General features: G+C 56.0%; 17 protein-coding genes. 11 read left to right on the forward strand and 6 right to left on the reverse strand.

The features are described 5' to 3' along the window. Positions 1-139: 139 nt before the first annotated feature. The 4 genes from PMI26_RS31495 (at position 140) to PMI26_RS03410 (ending at position 2,713) form a co-directional block, all read left to right on the forward strand. The gene (locus PMI26_RS31495) at positions 140-301 is read left to right on the forward strand and encodes a hypothetical protein (protein ID WP_007979507.1); all 162 of its coding nucleotides are present in this window, start codon (positions 140-142) and stop codon (positions 299-301) included. Between the two features lie 23 nt (positions 302-324). Next, positions 325-576: a tautomerase family protein gene (locus tag PMI26_RS03420; RefSeq protein WP_274517841.1), complete on the forward strand. Its 252-nt coding sequence runs from the start codon at positions 325-327 to the stop codon at positions 574-576. Between the two features lie 54 nt (positions 577-630). Then, a complete protein-coding gene (locus PMI26_RS03415; protein WP_007979511.1) occupies positions 631-1,593 on the forward strand; it encodes an ornithine cyclodeaminase family protein in 963 nt (320 codons plus the stop codon). 85 nt (positions 1,594-1,678) lie between these two features. Then, the gene (locus tag PMI26_RS03410; protein ID WP_007979513.1) at positions 1,679-2,713 is read left to right on the forward strand and encodes a trans-3-hydroxy-L-proline dehydratase; all 1,035 of its coding nucleotides are present in this window, start codon (positions 1,679-1,681) and stop codon (positions 2,711-2,713) included. A 90-nt stretch (positions 2,714-2,803) separates the two neighbouring features. Here PMI26_RS03410 and PMI26_RS03405 read toward each other — a convergent pair whose 3' ends face one another. Further along, the gene (locus PMI26_RS03405; RefSeq protein ID WP_007979515.1) at positions 2,804-3,268 is read right to left on the reverse strand and encodes an Lrp/AsnC family transcriptional regulator; all 465 of its coding nucleotides are present in this window, start codon (positions 3,266-3,268) and stop codon (positions 2,804-2,806) included. A gap of 260 nt (positions 3,269-3,528) precedes the next feature. On the opposite strand from PMI26_RS03405, the gene PMI26_RS03400 reads away from it, so the two are divergent. From PMI26_RS03400 to PMI26_RS03375, 6 genes are all read left to right on the forward strand, one after another. Next, positions 3,529-4,512, forward strand: a complete 984-nt coding sequence (locus PMI26_RS03400) for a transporter substrate-binding domain-containing protein (protein ID WP_238540845.1) — start codon at positions 3,529-3,531, stop codon at positions 4,510-4,512. Positions 4,513-4,628: 116 nt separating this feature from the next. After that, on the forward strand, positions 4,629-5,270 hold the full coding sequence (locus PMI26_RS03395) for an amino acid ABC transporter permease (RefSeq protein WP_007979518.1): 642 nt from the start codon (positions 4,629-4,631) through the stop codon (positions 5,268-5,270). An 8-nt stretch (positions 5,271-5,278) separates the two neighbouring features. Next, a complete protein-coding gene (locus PMI26_RS03390; RefSeq protein WP_007979520.1) occupies positions 5,279-5,944 on the forward strand; it encodes an amino acid ABC transporter permease in 666 nt (221 codons plus the stop codon). Further along, entirely contained in the window at positions 5,937-6,713 is a 777-nt protein-coding gene (locus tag PMI26_RS03385) for an amino acid ABC transporter ATP-binding protein (RefSeq protein ID WP_007979523.1), read from the forward strand. Before PMI26_RS03390 ends, PMI26_RS03385 begins: the two co-directional genes overlap by 8 nt. A 90-nt stretch (positions 6,714-6,803) precedes the next feature. Beyond that, entirely contained in the window at positions 6,804-8,036 is a 1,233-nt protein-coding gene (locus PMI26_RS03380) for a diaminopropionate ammonia-lyase (protein ID WP_007979525.1), read from the forward strand. Between the two features lie 25 nt (positions 8,037-8,061). Next, positions 8,062-9,231 (forward strand): M20 aminoacylase family protein, encoded by a 1,170-nt coding sequence (locus tag PMI26_RS03375; protein WP_007979527.1) that lies wholly within the window; start codon positions 8,062-8,064, stop codon positions 9,229-9,231. Positions 9,232-9,294: 63 nt separating this feature from the next. On the opposite strand, the gene PMI26_RS03370 is transcribed toward PMI26_RS03375, so the two are convergent. Next, positions 9,295-10,077 carry an SDR family NAD(P)-dependent oxidoreductase gene (locus PMI26_RS03370; protein WP_007979528.1) on the reverse strand — a complete coding sequence of 261 codons (783 nt, stop codon included), beginning with the start codon at positions 10,075-10,077 and terminating at the stop codon, positions 9,295-9,297. Between the two features lie 121 nt (positions 10,078-10,198). After that, positions 10,199-11,119: a LysR family transcriptional regulator gene (locus tag PMI26_RS03365; RefSeq protein ID WP_007979530.1), complete on the reverse strand. Its 921-nt coding sequence runs from the start codon at positions 11,117-11,119 to the stop codon at positions 10,199-10,201. A 148-nt stretch (positions 11,120-11,267) separates the two neighbouring features. Here PMI26_RS03365 and PMI26_RS03360 point away from each other — a divergent pair, with 148 nt between their 5' ends. Beyond that, positions 11,268-12,173 (forward strand): NAD-dependent epimerase/dehydratase family protein, encoded by a 906-nt coding sequence (locus PMI26_RS03360; protein ID WP_007979532.1) that lies wholly within the window; start codon positions 11,268-11,270, stop codon positions 12,171-12,173. A gap of 290 nt (positions 12,174-12,463) precedes the next feature. Here PMI26_RS03360 and PMI26_RS03355 read toward each other — a convergent pair whose 3' ends face one another. The 3 genes from PMI26_RS03355 to PMI26_RS03345 all read right to left on the reverse strand — a co-directional run bounded on the left by PMI26_RS03355 (position 12,464) and on the right by PMI26_RS03345 (position 15,515). Further along, the gene (locus tag PMI26_RS03355; protein ID WP_007979535.1) at positions 12,464-13,444 is read right to left on the reverse strand and encodes a transketolase family protein; all 981 of its coding nucleotides are present in this window, start codon (positions 13,442-13,444) and stop codon (positions 12,464-12,466) included. 3 nt (positions 13,445-13,447) lie between these two features. Further along, complete coding sequence (locus PMI26_RS03350) at positions 13,448-14,332, reverse strand: transketolase (RefSeq protein WP_007979537.1); 885 nt, start codon at positions 14,330-14,332, stop codon at positions 13,448-13,450. 79 nt (positions 14,333-14,411) lie between these two features. Continuing rightward, entirely contained in the window at positions 14,412-15,515 is a 1,104-nt protein-coding gene (locus PMI26_RS03345; RefSeq protein ID WP_007979539.1) for an LLM class flavin-dependent oxidoreductase, read from the reverse strand. Positions 15,516-15,709: the final 194 nt, after the last annotated feature.

Here is a 15,709-nt window from a genome sequence, read left to right on the forward strand (position 1 = left end):
GACAGCCATTAAAAACCCGTTGACACCCTCTTTAACGTATACGATATTCAATCTAGAGTTTGACTCATCCGGTGTCAAGCGGCTAACGGCAGCATTTGCGCTGCACCTCTACCTATAAAAACAACAGGAGAAGCCCTGCATGCAAAACCCGAAAAAAAACGCAGGCGACAAATCGCAGACTGACGAAGTCGGCGGCCATCAACAGCGCGCAAAGAAAACCGCCAAGCGTGACGACGTCAGATCCGTCGTCCACGACTTGATGTGGGTACCCATCGCCAATGACTACATGCTGATTCTTTGATACGGGACTGAAACATCCGCGCCATTGAGGCACGCGACTCGAATACTCAGGAGAACCCTGGAATGCCAATTGTAAGAATCGAAATGCTCGCCGGACGGCAGGACGAGAAAAAGCACCAACTGGCGCGTGAGATTACCGCCGCCTTCGCCAGAATCCTTGGCTCCGAGCCCAAGGACGTGACCATTACCTTCACAGATGTGGCGGCTTCTGACTGGGTGATTGCCGGCGATCCGCTGGGTGCTTCAGTGACCGATTGCTCGCGGCCCCGACGCTGAAAGCCAATCACGCAAGCACTGCATTTCCCCCTCCTCCAATATCGAGTGTTTCTCATGTATTTGAATGCCCAACAATTGACCGACGCCCTGCCCTGGGACGCGCTGATGGATGCGTTGTGCGATATCTTCACGCGCACCGTGCACTCCCCTGTGCGTCACCACCACAAAATCGAAGTTCCGGGCGATCCCGCCGCCATGCTGCTGCTGATGCCGGCCTGGATCGAAGGTGAATACCTGGGGGTCAAACAAGTCACCGTGTTCCCCGGCAACAATGCCAAAGGTCAGCCGGGTCTCAGCAGTCACTATCTCCTGAGCTGCGCAAAAACCGGTTTGCCGCTGGGGCAGTTTGACGGCAACGAACTGACGGCCCGTCGCACCGCCGCCGCTTCCGCCCTGGCCTCGCGTTATCTGTCACGTGCCAACTCGAAACGCCTGCTGATGGTCGGGGCTGGGCGCATGGGCCGTTATCTGGTCAGTGCTCACCGCTCGGTTCGGGATCTGGAAGAGGTGCTGGTTCATGACCTCAACATCGAAGCAGCAAGAGCCTTCGCCAGCGACCTCCGCGCCCAGGGACTCCAGGCTCAGGCGGTGACACTCCAGGAACTGCCCACTGCCGCGGCGGTAGCCGACATCATCAGTTGCGCGACCTTGGCCACCGAACCGGTGATCAAGGGTCAATGGTTGCAGCCGGGAGTGCATCTGGATCTGGTCGGCAGCTTCACCCCGACCATGCGCGAAGTCGATGACGACGTCGTGGCACGCTGCAGCATTTTCGTCGACACCCGTGAGGGCGCTCTCGCGGAGACCGGTGACCTGATTCAGCCGATTCGCAACGGTGTCATCACCGAAACCGATGTCATCGCCGAGTTCAGCGAACTGTGTGCCGGCAAACACTCAGGGCGCTCCGCCCTGAAGGAACCAGAGCTGGCCATGACGATGTTCAAATCGGTTGGCGCTTCGGTGGAAGACCTTGCGGCAGCGATTCTGGCCTACCAGCGGACTTCGGCTGGCGATTAACAGCAGCCATGGCAACCGCTTTCAATTTCTGCATTTTCAATACTGCCTGGGCGGCATGCGCCCGTGAATTCCCGGAGGAAATAACATGCGATCATCCAAAGTCATCCATGTCGTCAGTTGCCATGCAGCGGGTGAAGTTGGCGACGTCATTGTCGGCGGCGTCGCGCCCCCTCCGGGTGAAACCATCTGGGATCAGCGCCAATTCATTGAAACCGATCAAACCCTGCGCAACTTCGTCTTGAACGAACCCCGCGGCGGGGTGTTCCGGCATGTCAATTTGCTGGTGCCTCCCAAGCATCCGAAAGCGCACATGGGCTGGATCATCATGGAACCGTGCGACACGCCTCCCATGTCCGGTTCCAACTCCATGTGTGTGGCGACCGTGCTGCTGGAGACCGGCATCATTCCCATGGTGGAGCCGCAGACCCGCATGTTCCTTGAGCCGCCAGGGGGATTGATCGAGGTGGTTGCGACCTGCCGCAATGGCAAGGCGGAACGCATCAGTGTGCGCAACGTACCGTCATTTGCCGATAAGCTCGACGTCATGATCGAAGTGCCGGGGATCGGCACCCTACTGGTGGATACGGCCTATGGTGGTGACAGCTTTGTGATCACCGACGCGAAAAAACTTGGCTTCTCGCTCACCCCCGACGAGGCTCGGGACATTGCCGACTACGGCATGAAAATCACCCAGGCGGCCAACGAGCAATTGGGCTTCGCACATCCGGAAAATGCCGAATGGAACCACATCTCCTTCTGCCAGATCGCCAACCCGGTCGAGATGAAAAATGGCGTGCTGACAGCAGCCAATGCTGTAGCTATCCGTCCCGGGAAGATCGATCGCTCCCCTTGCGGTACGGGTTGTTCCGCGCGAATGGCGGTTTTGCTTGCCAAGGGCCAAATGAAGGTAGGTGACCGCTTTATCGGTCAGTCGATCCTTGGCACCGAATTCGACTGTCGCATTGACTCTGAGTTGCTGGTCGGCGGCCGGCCTGGCATTAGTCCCATCATCTCTGGACAAGCCTGGATTACCGGTACCCATCAGCACACACTCGATCCAACAGACCCCTTCCCCTCTGGCTATCGCCTCTCCGACACCTGGCCTGTGGAAGGTCGGTGACAGGACATCAGCTGCATGTCCGCCTATAAAGGGGCGGTGAACCGGTGGCGCGGGACAAATCCGCACTGCCGGCCTGCATGGAACTGCACTTCACTCAATATCCATGGGTATCGCAAAAGTTCTTTTGTTGTTCTGCATCGCCACGAATGTCTTGAACTGCTTGATATTCCCAAAAAAGAAAAGTTCACGAGTGAGTTGCTCATACTCAGTCATATCCTTGACGTTCAACACCAACAAAAAGTCAAAGTCGCCCGTCACGTAATAAACCTGTTGCACTTGCGGACAACTAACGAAGCGCTTTTTTATCTCATCCAGCAAGTCAAGTCGCTCATTCTCGAGCTTGACTTCGACAATAACGGTAATGGGGCGCCCTACAGCAGCTGGGTCCACGATACTGACGTTGTATTTTATTACACCTGCAGATTCCAATGCTGCGATTCTTCTATTGACCGCAGAGGGAGACAGGTTCACGCCTTCTGCCAATTCGCGCTGGGAAATCCGATTGTTCTCTTGAAGGAAGCTGAGGATTTTTCGGTCATAGGCATCAAGTTGCATCTTGAGTCTCCTTCGCTTGGGCGAACCCATTACAGCAGAAAAGCGCACTGAACGCTCATTCGTTGCGTAAAGCCCCTCCACTCTCGCACCCTCTCCCCCAACCCGCGCAACAAAATACTGAAAACGCAACGATGATGCATTTGACCACTCGATTTTCGAGTAATCGTGCACATTCGGCGCATTAGCATCCTTCTATCCCACCTGCCTGTCAGGCAAGGGCTGCGCCTTCAACTGCAAAAAACAATAAGAGCGGAGAAAGCATGATCAAAGCTATCCCAACATCAATCGCAGCTTTTAGTTTGGTACTGCCCCGCCACCTATCCGATGGGAGTTTCACGATGCATATCGTTCAAGAAAAGCGCACAGACCGAAGTGTCATGTTCAAAGCGGGTCGCCTTCTCGCCATTGGCGCGGCAAGTATTATCCTCAGCGCTACCCTTGGTTTTACCAGCATGGCTAATGCGGCCAGCCTGGCAGAGATCAAAAGTCGCGGCACACTCAATGTTGCAACTGAAGACAGCTACTACCCCTTTGAGTTTATCAAGGATGGTGAGTCGGACGGCTTCCACAAGGACGTTATCGCGGAGCTGCGCAAGTACGCACAATTCAAGGTAAACCAGGACATTATGCCTTGGACCGGCCTGCTGGCCGGTGTCACATCCGGTAAATACGACGCAGCAATCACGGGTGCTGGCGTTACCGAGGAGCGGTTGGGAGCGTTTGATTTCGTTGCACCGGTCGCCCCCGAGGTCTCGTATTACATCAAGCGGGCAGATGACGACCGCATCAAGAACATTTCAAGCCTTTCGGGGATGACCGTGGGTGTACAGGCCGGTGGTGCCCAACTGGCACGATTGACGCAACTGGATGCAAAACTGAAAGCCTCCGGCGGAGCGATAGGCAAGATTGTGCAGTATCAATCTTACCCGGAGGCGTATGCCGACCTGGCTAATCATCGGCTGGACTACGTCGTCAACTCGATCGTGCCTGCCAACATGCTGGTGAAAGAGCGACCAAAAGTATTTGCAGTTGGCGAGGCCACTTCAAGCATGGGTTATATCGCTTGGCCGGTGGCCAAGGGGAACAAGGAACTACTCGACTATCTGAGTGGTTTTGTTAACCATTTGCGCGAAACCGGCAAACTCGCTGAGCTACAGAAGAAGTGGCTCGGACAATCTTTCGACAACCTGCCCCACGACCCCATTACTTCCGGTGAACAATTTACACAGCTGACGGCGAAATAATCTGAGCGCCTCCATCGTTGGCAAAAAGAGTTGTCAACGATGGTCAGGTCGGCAACTACTTCTTTTGACTCGCTAGATAGCAAAGAGCCGAAAGACTTGTTCGAAGGATGTACTCAATGGATAGCAGTGACTGGATCACTCTACTTTATGCTGGCTGGACGACCATTTGGGTTTCCGGCGTATCTATAGTGTTTGGCATTATCCTGGGGCTGGTTGTTGCGATGTTGCGAGCAGCAAAAATCCCTGTCGTCAGTCAGGCTCTCGCTGTGTATGTCAGCTTGATCAGGGCTACGCCGATGGTCACCCTGGTTTTATTTTTGTTCGTAATAGCACCTTCCGTTGGCTGGGAAGTCGATGCGAGAGTTGTCGCCATTGCGGCGATGACGATCAATACCACCGCATTTAACGCCGAGATCTGGCGTAGCGCCCTGACGAGCTTCTCGCGTGAACAACTGGAGGCGGCAAAAGCAGCAGGCATGACCACGGGATTGACCCTGCGACGCATCATGCTTCCGCAGATGCTGACGACAAGTCTTCCCGGACTGGTGAATGAAATGTCGCTATTGGTCAAAAGCAGTCCGGCGATTGCGATGATTGGCATTGTGGATTTAACCCGTGTCACCAACCGGATTGCTGCTGTGACCTACGATCCGCTTCCGCCCATCCTCGCGGCAGGCCTTCTTTACATTTTGATCATTGGTGGCCTTGTTCGCTTCCAGCGGATCGCCGATTCGCGCGCCAAGCGCCTGGCCATGTAGGGGACCCCATGAACGGAATTAAAATGCTGTGGGACAACCTGGATGTTTTCTCGGTTGGCCTCCAGAACACACTCATACTCTTTTGCGTATCGGCCGTGTTTTCATTTCTGTTGGCCTGCTTCATCGCCTTCCTGTTAGAAGGACGGGACAATATTCCCAGACGGTTTGTACGTGGGGGATTGGATCTCATGCGGATGCTGCCGTTCCTGATTTTTTTATACCTGCTTTATTACGGCCTTCCTAACGTTGGCATCAGCATGGATGTCTGGTCGGCCGGGTTCATTGCATTGATTACTTATCACGGCGCTTATTTCGCCGAGATCCTCCGTGCGGCGAGAACTTCGTTACCCTCTGGCCAGGCAGAAGCTGCATGCGCTCATGGTTTCATCAACTCCAAGATGTATTGGAGAATCTTACTGCCGCAAATGGTAATGCGTTCAGGTCCGCTGTTTGGCAACCAATTAGTCTGCCTGCTAAAGGACACCGCCTTTTTATCGATCATCACCCTGATGGATCTAACGGCCGCGGCATCTGCAGTTCAAGCTAAATACTTCGTTCCGCTACCACCCTTCATATTTGTGATTGTTCTGTATTGGTCCATCACATTGTGTGTAGAGGCGTTATTACGTCGCCTGGGCCGGCGAGCGCAGAAAAGAGGATTGGTAAATGAATAAGTCAGCTCCGGTCGTTGAAATACGTGACCTCCATAAACACTTCGCCGGTATCGAGGTTCTTCGCGGGATCAATCTCAACGTTGAACGAGGACAAACCGTCAGCGTTTTAGGCTCATCCGGCTCAGGTAAATCCACGATGCTGCGCTGCATCAACTGGCTGGAGGTTCCTGACGGCGGTGAGATTTACATCGGCGGGGATCGCATGGGTGTCAAGAGCGGTGGGGTTAAACCCATGTCAAACCGCGAACTTTCAGCCATGCGCGCTCGAACCGCCATGGTGTTCCAAAGCTTCAATCTCTGGCCGCATCTCACGGTGCTCCAGAATGTTACCGAGGCCCCTGTTCATGTCATGGGCGTCAGCCGAAAGGATGCCAACGATCACGCCATTGCGCTGCTGGAAAAGGTAGGACTGTCCCATAAGCACGATGCCTACCCCTGGTCTTTGTCGGGTGGACAACGACAACGCGTGGCCATTGCCAGAGCCCTGGCGATGAACCCTGAAGTCATTTTGTTCGATGAACCGACCTCTGCTCTCGATCCGGAGCTTGTCGGAGAAGTCCTTGCGGTGATGCGCTCGCTGGCCGAGGACGGTTTCACCATGGTCATCGTCACTCATGAAATGGAGTTCGCTCGCGCCGTATCAAATGAAGTGGTCTTCATTGAAAAAGGACAGATCATTGAACGGGCTGCACCGGAAAAATTCTTCACGAATTCAGACAGTGAACGCGTACGTCAGTTTTTAGGGCGCTACAGAACGACGAGCGCATGACTGACCATGCCACTCGCTGACATTGCACCCAAAGCAACGCCATCCGCGCCTATCCACACGCCACTTCTCAATGAGTTACAAGGAACCGGTATGTTATTCGTAAATCCTCGCGCCTCTCGTTGCCCTTATCCTGCCGACCTCAAGGAAGTCATGAGCGTCGGCTCAGCACATGAATCACGAGACTGGCTATCGAGCTGGGAGCATCTGAGCCAGGACGCAACGCCGCTGTGGGAGCTTCCCGGGATTGCAGCAGAGCTTGGTGTCGCCCGGTTTTGGGTCAAGGATGAGTCGACACGCTCACCCTTGGCCAGCTTCAAGGCACTCGGTGCCCCCATCGCGCTGATCAGGCTGATTCTGCGTCTCATGCCCCTGGAGTCCTTCGACCCCAAAGGGCTTATTACCGGCAGGTATCGGGAACGCCTTCGTGACTTCACCGTTATCAGTGCCACCGACGGAAATCATGGCCGGGCACTGGCTGCTGCCGCTCAAAGCGTCGGCTGCAAATGCGTCATCGTCTTGCACGCCAATGTGAGTGCCGAACGCGAGGCTGCCATTGCGGCGTACGGTGCTCGCATCATCCGCATTGAAGGCAACTACGATGAGTCTGTCGAGCATACGGCCAAGGTTGCTCAACAAAATGGATGGCCCGTCGTCTCCGATACGTCATACGAAGGTTATGAGATTGTCCCTCGTGATGTGATGCAGGGTTACGGCACCATCGCCGCCGAACTGATAGAGCAAACCACGGGGGATACCGCAGCGCCCTGCCCCTTTACCCACGTCTTCCTGCAGGGGGGCGTTGGCGGAATGGCCGCCGGGATCAGCAGCTATCTCTGGGAAATTTATCAAGACCAACGACCTGCATTCGTGATGGTCGAACCCCGGCAAGCCGATTGCCTTTATCAAAGCGCGATTCAGGGTCGTCCTGCCAAAGCGACAGGCTCGGTAGATTCCGTCATGGCGGGTTTGGCCTGTGGTGAAACCTCTCCCCTCGCCTGGCGATTCCTGGAGCCGAGCATCGATTTCTTTTTGACCATTGCTGACCACGAAGCTGTAACCGCAATGCGCAAGCTCGCTCAAGGGAGCGCAAACGATATTCCCATCGTTGCCGGTGAGTCTGGGGTGGCCGGTCTGGCGGCTGTTCAAATACTGGTGCGCGATTCGGAAGCAGCCAGAAAAATCGGCCTCAACAGTGACTCTCGCATCCTGATCATCAGTACCGAAGGCGCTACTGCACCGACAGTGTACGAAAGCCTGGTGGGTGAATCCGACGAAGCAGTGATCGACCGCCAGCGTCAATGGCAGAAACGAAAACATCTGTGATTCGAAGAGAGAAGGAGCACCTCCAGTGATCAACCAAGACGAATTCCACGCACAGCTTGTGAGCTGGCGTCATCACTTGCACCAACACCCCGAGGTCGGCTTCGAAGAGCTGCAAACCTCAAACTACGTTGCCGATGCGCTCACCTCTATGGGCCTGGAAGTTCACCGAGGTATTGGTGGCACGGGGTTGGTCGCGAGTCTGAAGATCGGTGATAGCCCGGCGGTCGTAGGCTTGCGTGCCGATATGGATGCACTGCATATCCATGAAGATGCGCCGGGACGCGATCACGCCTCCGTATCCGCCGGGAAGATGCATGCCTGCGGTCACGACGGCCACATGACGATGATCCTCGGAGCCGCGCGGCTATTGACCGAAAGTCGCGATTTCAATGGCACCGTGCGTTTCATTTTCCAGCCCGCCGAAGAACACGGCTGTGGTGCAAAAGCGATGATCGCCGACGGTCTGTTTGAGCGTTTTCCTGTTGATGCGATCTACGGTGCTCATAACATGCCCGGGCTCCCCGCTGGATCGATCGCGACTCGCTCAGGGGGGATCATGGCCAGTGAAGATAACTTCGCTATTCGAATCAAAGGCCAGGGGACCCATGCGGCACGGCCTCACATGGGGATTGACCCAATCGTCATTGCGGCTGAAGTGGTGTTGGCGTTGCAGACCATCATTTCCCGAAACCTCGACCCGAGCGTTCCGGCGGTGATTTCGTGCACAGAGTTCATCACTGATGGAATCCGCAATGCGATTCCAACCCATGTTGTGATCAAGGGCGACACTCGCAGCTATGCACCCGACGTCCAGTCCATGCTGGAAACGCGGATGCGAGAAGTTGCAGAAGGTATTTGCAGGCTCCATGGCGCTTCCTGCGAATTCGAATACTCCCACGAGTTCGCACCGACGGTGAACTGGGCGCAGTGCACCCCCATCGCTGTTGCTGCCGCGACAAAAATCGTTGGCGCAGACAAGGTGAATGCTGAAATCCAGCCGATGATGATCTCGGAGGATTTCGGTGCCTTCCTTCAAGTCGTACCCGGTAATTTTGTATTCATCGGCAATGGCGAAAAGGCGGATGAAGGGGGTATTCCGCTCCACAACGCCAAATACGATTTCAACGACAATGTACTGACCACCGGTGCACATTATTTCGCTGAGGTGGCCCGGACGGCCCTGTCTGCGGGATAGGCAAGAAGAGGACAGCACTGTGACGTGCTGTCCTCTCGCAAGGGCGTGAGAGCGGCTACCGCTTTAAAGTATCGAGCGTATGGTTCCACCTTCAATGCGCATGGCCATGCCGTTGAGCGCCGGCGATGCTGCCAGGTGCAGGACGCTGCAGGCCACCTCTTCGGGCTCGATCATGCGTCTGATCAGGGATGTCGGTTCGGTCTCGTCAAAATAGTCGTATACCACCTGTTGCGCCGAGATGCCCTTCTCTTCCGCGATTTCCCGGTGATAGTGCTTGACCGCCTCGGTGCAGGTAGGCCCGGGGAGTATCGAGTTCACGCGCACCGCAGTGCCCTTGGTCAACTCCGCCAAAGCCCTGGAGATACCCAGCAGACAAGTTTTCATCGCGCCATAGTGAACCATCCACGGCTGCGGCTTGACGGCGGACTCACTGCTGATGAAGACAATCGACCCATGCCCGCGGTTGAGCATGTCCTTCATGACAAGGCGCGTCATGCGCACACCGCTCATGACATTGACGTTGAAGTAATGAAACCACTGGGCATCGTCTGTTTCGAAAAAATCCCTGACCTCGAATATCCCGACATTATTGATTAGGAAGTCGATCGGGCCGGACTCCAGGGCCATGTTGACCAGGTGCTCCGCCGCCCCGTCCTGCGTCAGATCGGCAACCAGGCCCCTGCTGGAGTCGCCCAGTTCTTGCACAGCAGCATTCACTTCGTCTGCCAATAGCCCGCTAATGACAACCTTTGCACCTTCGAGGATGAAGCGTTGGGCGATGGCCTTGCCAATGCCTGTCGCCCCGCCTGTGATGAGTGCGGTTTTGCCAGTCAGTTGATAATCCATGAAAGCGGCCTTGTTTGTTGTTATGCGCAAAATCTTGCCCCAGGCTCGGGCTGAAGTCTTTCAAGGGTTACAGAAGACTGCTTTAACAAAACTCTGAAAATGGCTGCTTGACCTGCCTTTATCAAGGTCTGAGATGCGGGCCAATCCTTTCCAACAGAAAATCAATAAAAACCCTGACGCGATGGGGCAGTTGCTGTCCCGGGCCGATAAACACCGCATGAATCGCCTCGGTTTCACCGCTGTTGAATGGCTCCAGCAGCGGTATCAAACGCCCCGACTCGATATCGGCATTAATATGGAAGCTCGCGAGTCGAGCGATACCCAATCCCGCCAGCGCAGACTGGCGCATGCTCTCGCCATCGCTGAGCAAGGCATTGCCTTTGGGTTCAATCTCGATGCGCTGGCCCTCGGCGTCGCGATAAACCCAGGCCTGCGAATGACGATGAAAACCAAAGCTCAGCCGATTATGTCGCTGCAGGTCATCCAGGGTTTTCGGCTGACCGTATCGTGCGATGTACGCCGGTGACGCCACCGTGATCATGCGGCTTTCACCCAGTCGACGCTGAACCAGGCTCGACTCCTTCATCGGTCCGGTACGTATCGCGACATCCGCGCGTCGTTCCAGTAGATCCACAACAGTATCGGTCAACTCCACGTTCAGGGTGATGTCCGGGTAAGCCGCCAGAAAATCAGGCAATTGCGGTAACAAGCAATGCAGGCCAAAGGGAAGGTTGGCATTGACCTGAATCAACCCGCTAGGTTTGGCCACATTGGCAACATCACGTTCGGCGGAGTCAATCAGCTCAAGTATCCGCAGGCACTCATTGTTGAATCGCTCGCCTTCGGCCGTGAGCTCGAGGCGTCGGGTGGAGCGATGAAGTAAACGCGCACCCAGCCGCGTTTCCAATCGGGCGATCAACTTGCTCACCGCCGAGGGCGACATGTGCAGTAGCCGGGCAGCCTCGGAAAAGGTGCCTGCGTTGACGACTCGGGTGAACACTTCCATTTCGCCAGAGCGGTTGATGTCTTTGAGATTTAGCATGAACTGTATTCACAGATACTTGTAGTTAGAGCAGTCTAGCTCACAAACGGACCCCATCGTATCGTGAAGAGATTCCTTAACCAGGAATGACCGCGCCTTTGTTTCAAGTAAAGGCCGGGCAAACTCAAGATGCGAAGGAGACAGAACATTGAAAATTTTCGTTACCGGTGTGACCGGTTACATCGGCGGTTCGATTGCCAAATACTTGGTAGATGCGGGTCATGAAGTCACTGGCCTGCTGCGTAATCCGGAGCAGCGCAGTGCGCTGCTGGCGCTGGGCATCACCCCTGTGCTCGGTACCCTGGATGACGCGTTCATTCTCAGCGAACAGGCGCATGCTGCAGACGCGGTCGTGAATGCGGCCAATTCGGATCATCTGGCCTCGGTCCAAACCTTTATCAGCGCCCTGAGCGGCAGCGGAAAAGTGCTGCTGCATACCTCAGGCTCCAGTGTTGTGGGGGACGATGCTCGCGGTGCTTATGAGCGTGCCGAGATCTTCACCGACGAGACGCCATTCACCCCCATGGACATCCGCAAGGATCGGGTTCACATCAACCAGACCGTGCGGCGCGCGGGTGTCGAACAAGGTATCCGCAGCATCGTGTTTTGCCCGACCATGATCTACGGTGAATCATTGGGATTGCCGGCAAAAAGCGATCAACTGCCCAAGCTGTTCGCGCAATCGCGCAAATATGGCGCCGGGGCCTACATGGGTGCCGGAGTACATCGCTGGTCCAATGTGCACATTGAAGATCTGGCAGAGCTTTATCGCCTTGCAATCGAAAAGGCCCCATCGGCCTCGTTGTTCTTCGCCGAAAACGGCGAAGCATCGTTCCTCGAAATCGCTACGTCGATCAGCAAATCACTTGGCTTTGGCGGCGAGATTCAAAGCTGGCCGGCTGATGATGCCATCGCAAAACTTGGAGATTGGGCGCGTTTTGCCATCGGCTCCAACAGCCGCGTGCGGGCAGTCAATGCGCGTACTCTGCTTGGTTGGAAGCCAAAGCGCGAATCGATTTTGCAGTGGATCGAAAACAGCGGAGTTCAATGGTAGTAACCGCTGACTGTCGAGATTCTGAAAGCTCACTTCGGTGAGCTTTTTTATGGGCTGGCGAATGCTGTTTCCAGGCAAGTCCCACCCATAAAAAAACGTGCAACCAGGGTGATCGTCAATGAAGACCCTCGTTGCACGCCAGGCCCAACAAGCCTAAAGGGGAAATTCGTCATGGCGTTACTGCCGGTCAGTCATGTGGGGGAGCCTGCTCGCGAAAGCGATGTATCCGTCGAATCATCGGCGACTGACACACCGTCGCGAGCAGGCTCGCTCCCACCCGATATCAAGGCTTAACCCAACACCTCCAGCGCCACGCTTTCGATGCCCGCCGCATCCAGCCGGTAATGCCGATAAAGGTGAGTCGGCGGCGCAATGAGGCTGTACTCGTCGTAAATCCCATGGCGTCGCACTTTGACGCCAATACCTTCTTCGGCGATGACTTCACACACGGCGCCACCCAGACCGCCAATGATGTTGTGTTCTTCAACGGTAAGAATGGACCGGCTGTTGCGCGCAGCCGTCAGTACCGCTTCACGGTCCAACGGCTTAATGGTGGTCATATCGATCACGCCAACCGAACGCCCGGCGGCATTCAAGGCTCGCGCCGCTTCAAGGGCGGGGTGAACCGTGGAGCCGGTCGCGATGATGGTCAGTTCATCGCCCGTCAGGTGCACGGTTGCCTTGCCAAAGACAAAGTCCGGAACGGTTTCATACACCACCGGATCCCGCCCGCGCTGGATGCGGAAGTAGATCGGTTGCGGGTAGTTGGCCGAAGCCAGGATCGCCGCCTTGAGCTGATTGCCATCGGCTGGCGCAACCACCGTGATATCGGCAATCGAACGCATGATCGCCAGGTCCTCGGTGGCGTGGTGCGAGGTACCGTAGAAGCCCAGTGAAATTCCGGCATGGTGGCCGATCAGGCGCACCGGCAAGGCTGAATACGCGACGTCCATACGGATCTGCTCGCAGCACAGCAATGGCAGGAAGGACGCGAAGGTCGCTACGAACGGCTTCATGCCTACTGCGGCCATCCCGGCCGCGGCAGACACCATGTTCTGTTCGGAAATACCGAACTGCACGAATTTCTCTGGATGCAGTTCGGCAAATTTAGAGAGGCCGTTGGAGTACTGAAGGTCGGCGGTACCGGCAACGATTGGCTCGCCCCGTTCGACCAGTTCAATCAAGGCATCCGACAAGGCATTCAAGCTCGGTGTCTGGCTGTTCAGTTCCCGGTACTGCCAGGAGTTGTTCGACAGAGGTGCGGTATTCATGAGTTAGATCACCTTGCTTTTGATTTCGTCGATAGCACGTTGCGCATCTTCGGGATCGAGATACCCCAGGTGCCAACCCGGCTCGGTTTCCATGTAGGAAACCCCTTTGCCTTTGACCGTATTGGCGATGACGCACACCGGCTGCGTGCGCGTCGTGTCGGCTTTGAGACGTCGCAACAGGCTGGTGACTGCAGCGAGATCATGGCCATCCACCACGTGGGTCTCCCAACCGAAAGCAATCCACTTGTCCGCCAACGGCTCGATACCGATGACATCATCGACATTACCGTCGAGCTGATAGCCATTGCGGTCGATGATAGCCACCAGGTTTGCAGTCTTGTGGTGGGCCGCCGACAGTGCCGCCTCCCACACTTGCCCTTCCTGCATTTCCCCGTCGCCGAGCATCACGTAAGTGGTGAACGACTTGCCCAGCATCCGCCCGGCCAGGGCCATGCCCAAGCCGCCGGACAGGGCATGACCGATGGAACCGGAAGAGAAATCCACACCGGGGACTTTGCGCATATCAGGGTGGTCGCCCAGGGGATTACCGAGACGCGTGTAGTTGTCGAGGATTTCTTTGGCGAAGAAGCCCCACTCCACCAACACTGGAAACAACCCGACGGCCGCATGCCCCTTACCCATCATGAAACGGTCACGGTCGGGCCATTTTGGCTCGGCGAACCGCAGGTCCATCACGTCGTAATACAACGCGGCGAACAACTCGGCGGCAGAGAACACTGAGGTGTAGTGGCCGACCTTGGCGATCTCGATCAACCGGATGGTTTCCAGGCGAATGAACTGGGCTTTCTCTCGCAGTCGAGACAATTCGTTCTCGGTCAGTTCAAAAGCGTGATCCGCGCTTTCGCGGAAATTCGTCAAATCAGTCATATGTCGTGTCCAGGCGCAATACCAGAGTTTCGGCCGCATCCGCGACGCGGCCGCACATAAGCCCAGCGCAATCGGGCGATTACTGCGCTTTCAAGCGTGGCGTCATGTAGTCGTTGAGGCGCGGCATGACCTGCTGCGCGGTCAACTGCATCGAGCGCCGCCACAGCGCTTCGTCGTCCCACTCGTGGAAGGTGGTCATCAAGGTGCCGAACGGCCCGGTCTGCTCACTGAACGCGACCAGTTGCTCGGTGACGGAATTGACGTCGCCGTAAATCACCATTTCCTTGATGCAGTGGTCGACCGTCACTTCCTCGTCGGTCATGTCGGGGCGGGTCTTGAAGATCTTGGTGTAATGGTTGGTGGCCAGGTTATCGATCATGTAGTCGAAGTAGCGCCGCAGCGTGCAGCTCTCTTGCGCCAGATAGTCTTCGGCCTGGGCCTGGGAGTCGGCAACGAACACCGATCGGGCCACTCGCCAATTATTGGCATCGGCCTTGATCCCGGCACTTTCCGCGCCCTGACAGTAAGCCAGCCAATGGGAAGCCACCGTTGCTGTCGGGTTGAAATTGGCGGACATCAGGTCCCAATCCTTGGCGCCCGCGAGTTTTGCAGTGCCGGAAAACGGACTCATGGCCGTGGTTGCCACCCGTGGAAACGGCTTCTGGAAAGGCGTCGGCATGTAGCCGATCTCCAGTTCGTGGTGCACCGATTCCTTGAGGCTGACCTGGTAGTGCTGCGAGGAAAAATCATAGGGCGCGCCCGAGTTCCAGATCGCACGGATCATCTCGTAGCACTCCACCATCATCTGCCCACGGTCCTTGCCGTTGCTGCCGTACACCTCGAAGTCGGAAGCCAGCCCACCCGGGCCGATGCCCATGATGAAACGTCCCTTGGACATGTGGTCGAACATCGCGGCATCGGCGGCGATTCGCGCCGGGAAATGGTGCGGAAGATTCAGCACACCGGTGCACAGTTTCATGCGTTGGGTGAGCGGAATCAGGGTGGACAGAAATTGCAGCGCATTGGTAATCGGCTCGGTGCGCTGTGAGGTATGTTCACCGACCCAAAGCTCATCAAAACCGACGCTGTCGGCATGGACGGCACACGCGATGTCCTGATCGTACATCTCGTGATAGTCCCAGCCCTTGTGATGAAGTGGCTGCATGAACATGGCGAGTTTCATGTCGTTCTCCTGCTGTTTTCAGTGACCGGTGCACTGCGAAACTGTTTTCGCTGCACACCGTTTTCATGACGAGCGCTCGTTTCGCAGGCGTGCCAGTGCCCGCGCTGCAAGTCGCAACGTTCAAGGAATGGGTTAAATATCCGGGGCAATTGACGCGTGACTTCAGCGCGTACAACTCACCCTCAAATGCTTTG

This window comes from Pseudomonas sp. GM33, assembly GCF_000282295.1.
Lineage (GTDB): Bacteria > Pseudomonadota > Gammaproteobacteria > Pseudomonadales > Pseudomonadaceae > Aquipseudomonas > Aquipseudomonas laurylsulfatiphila.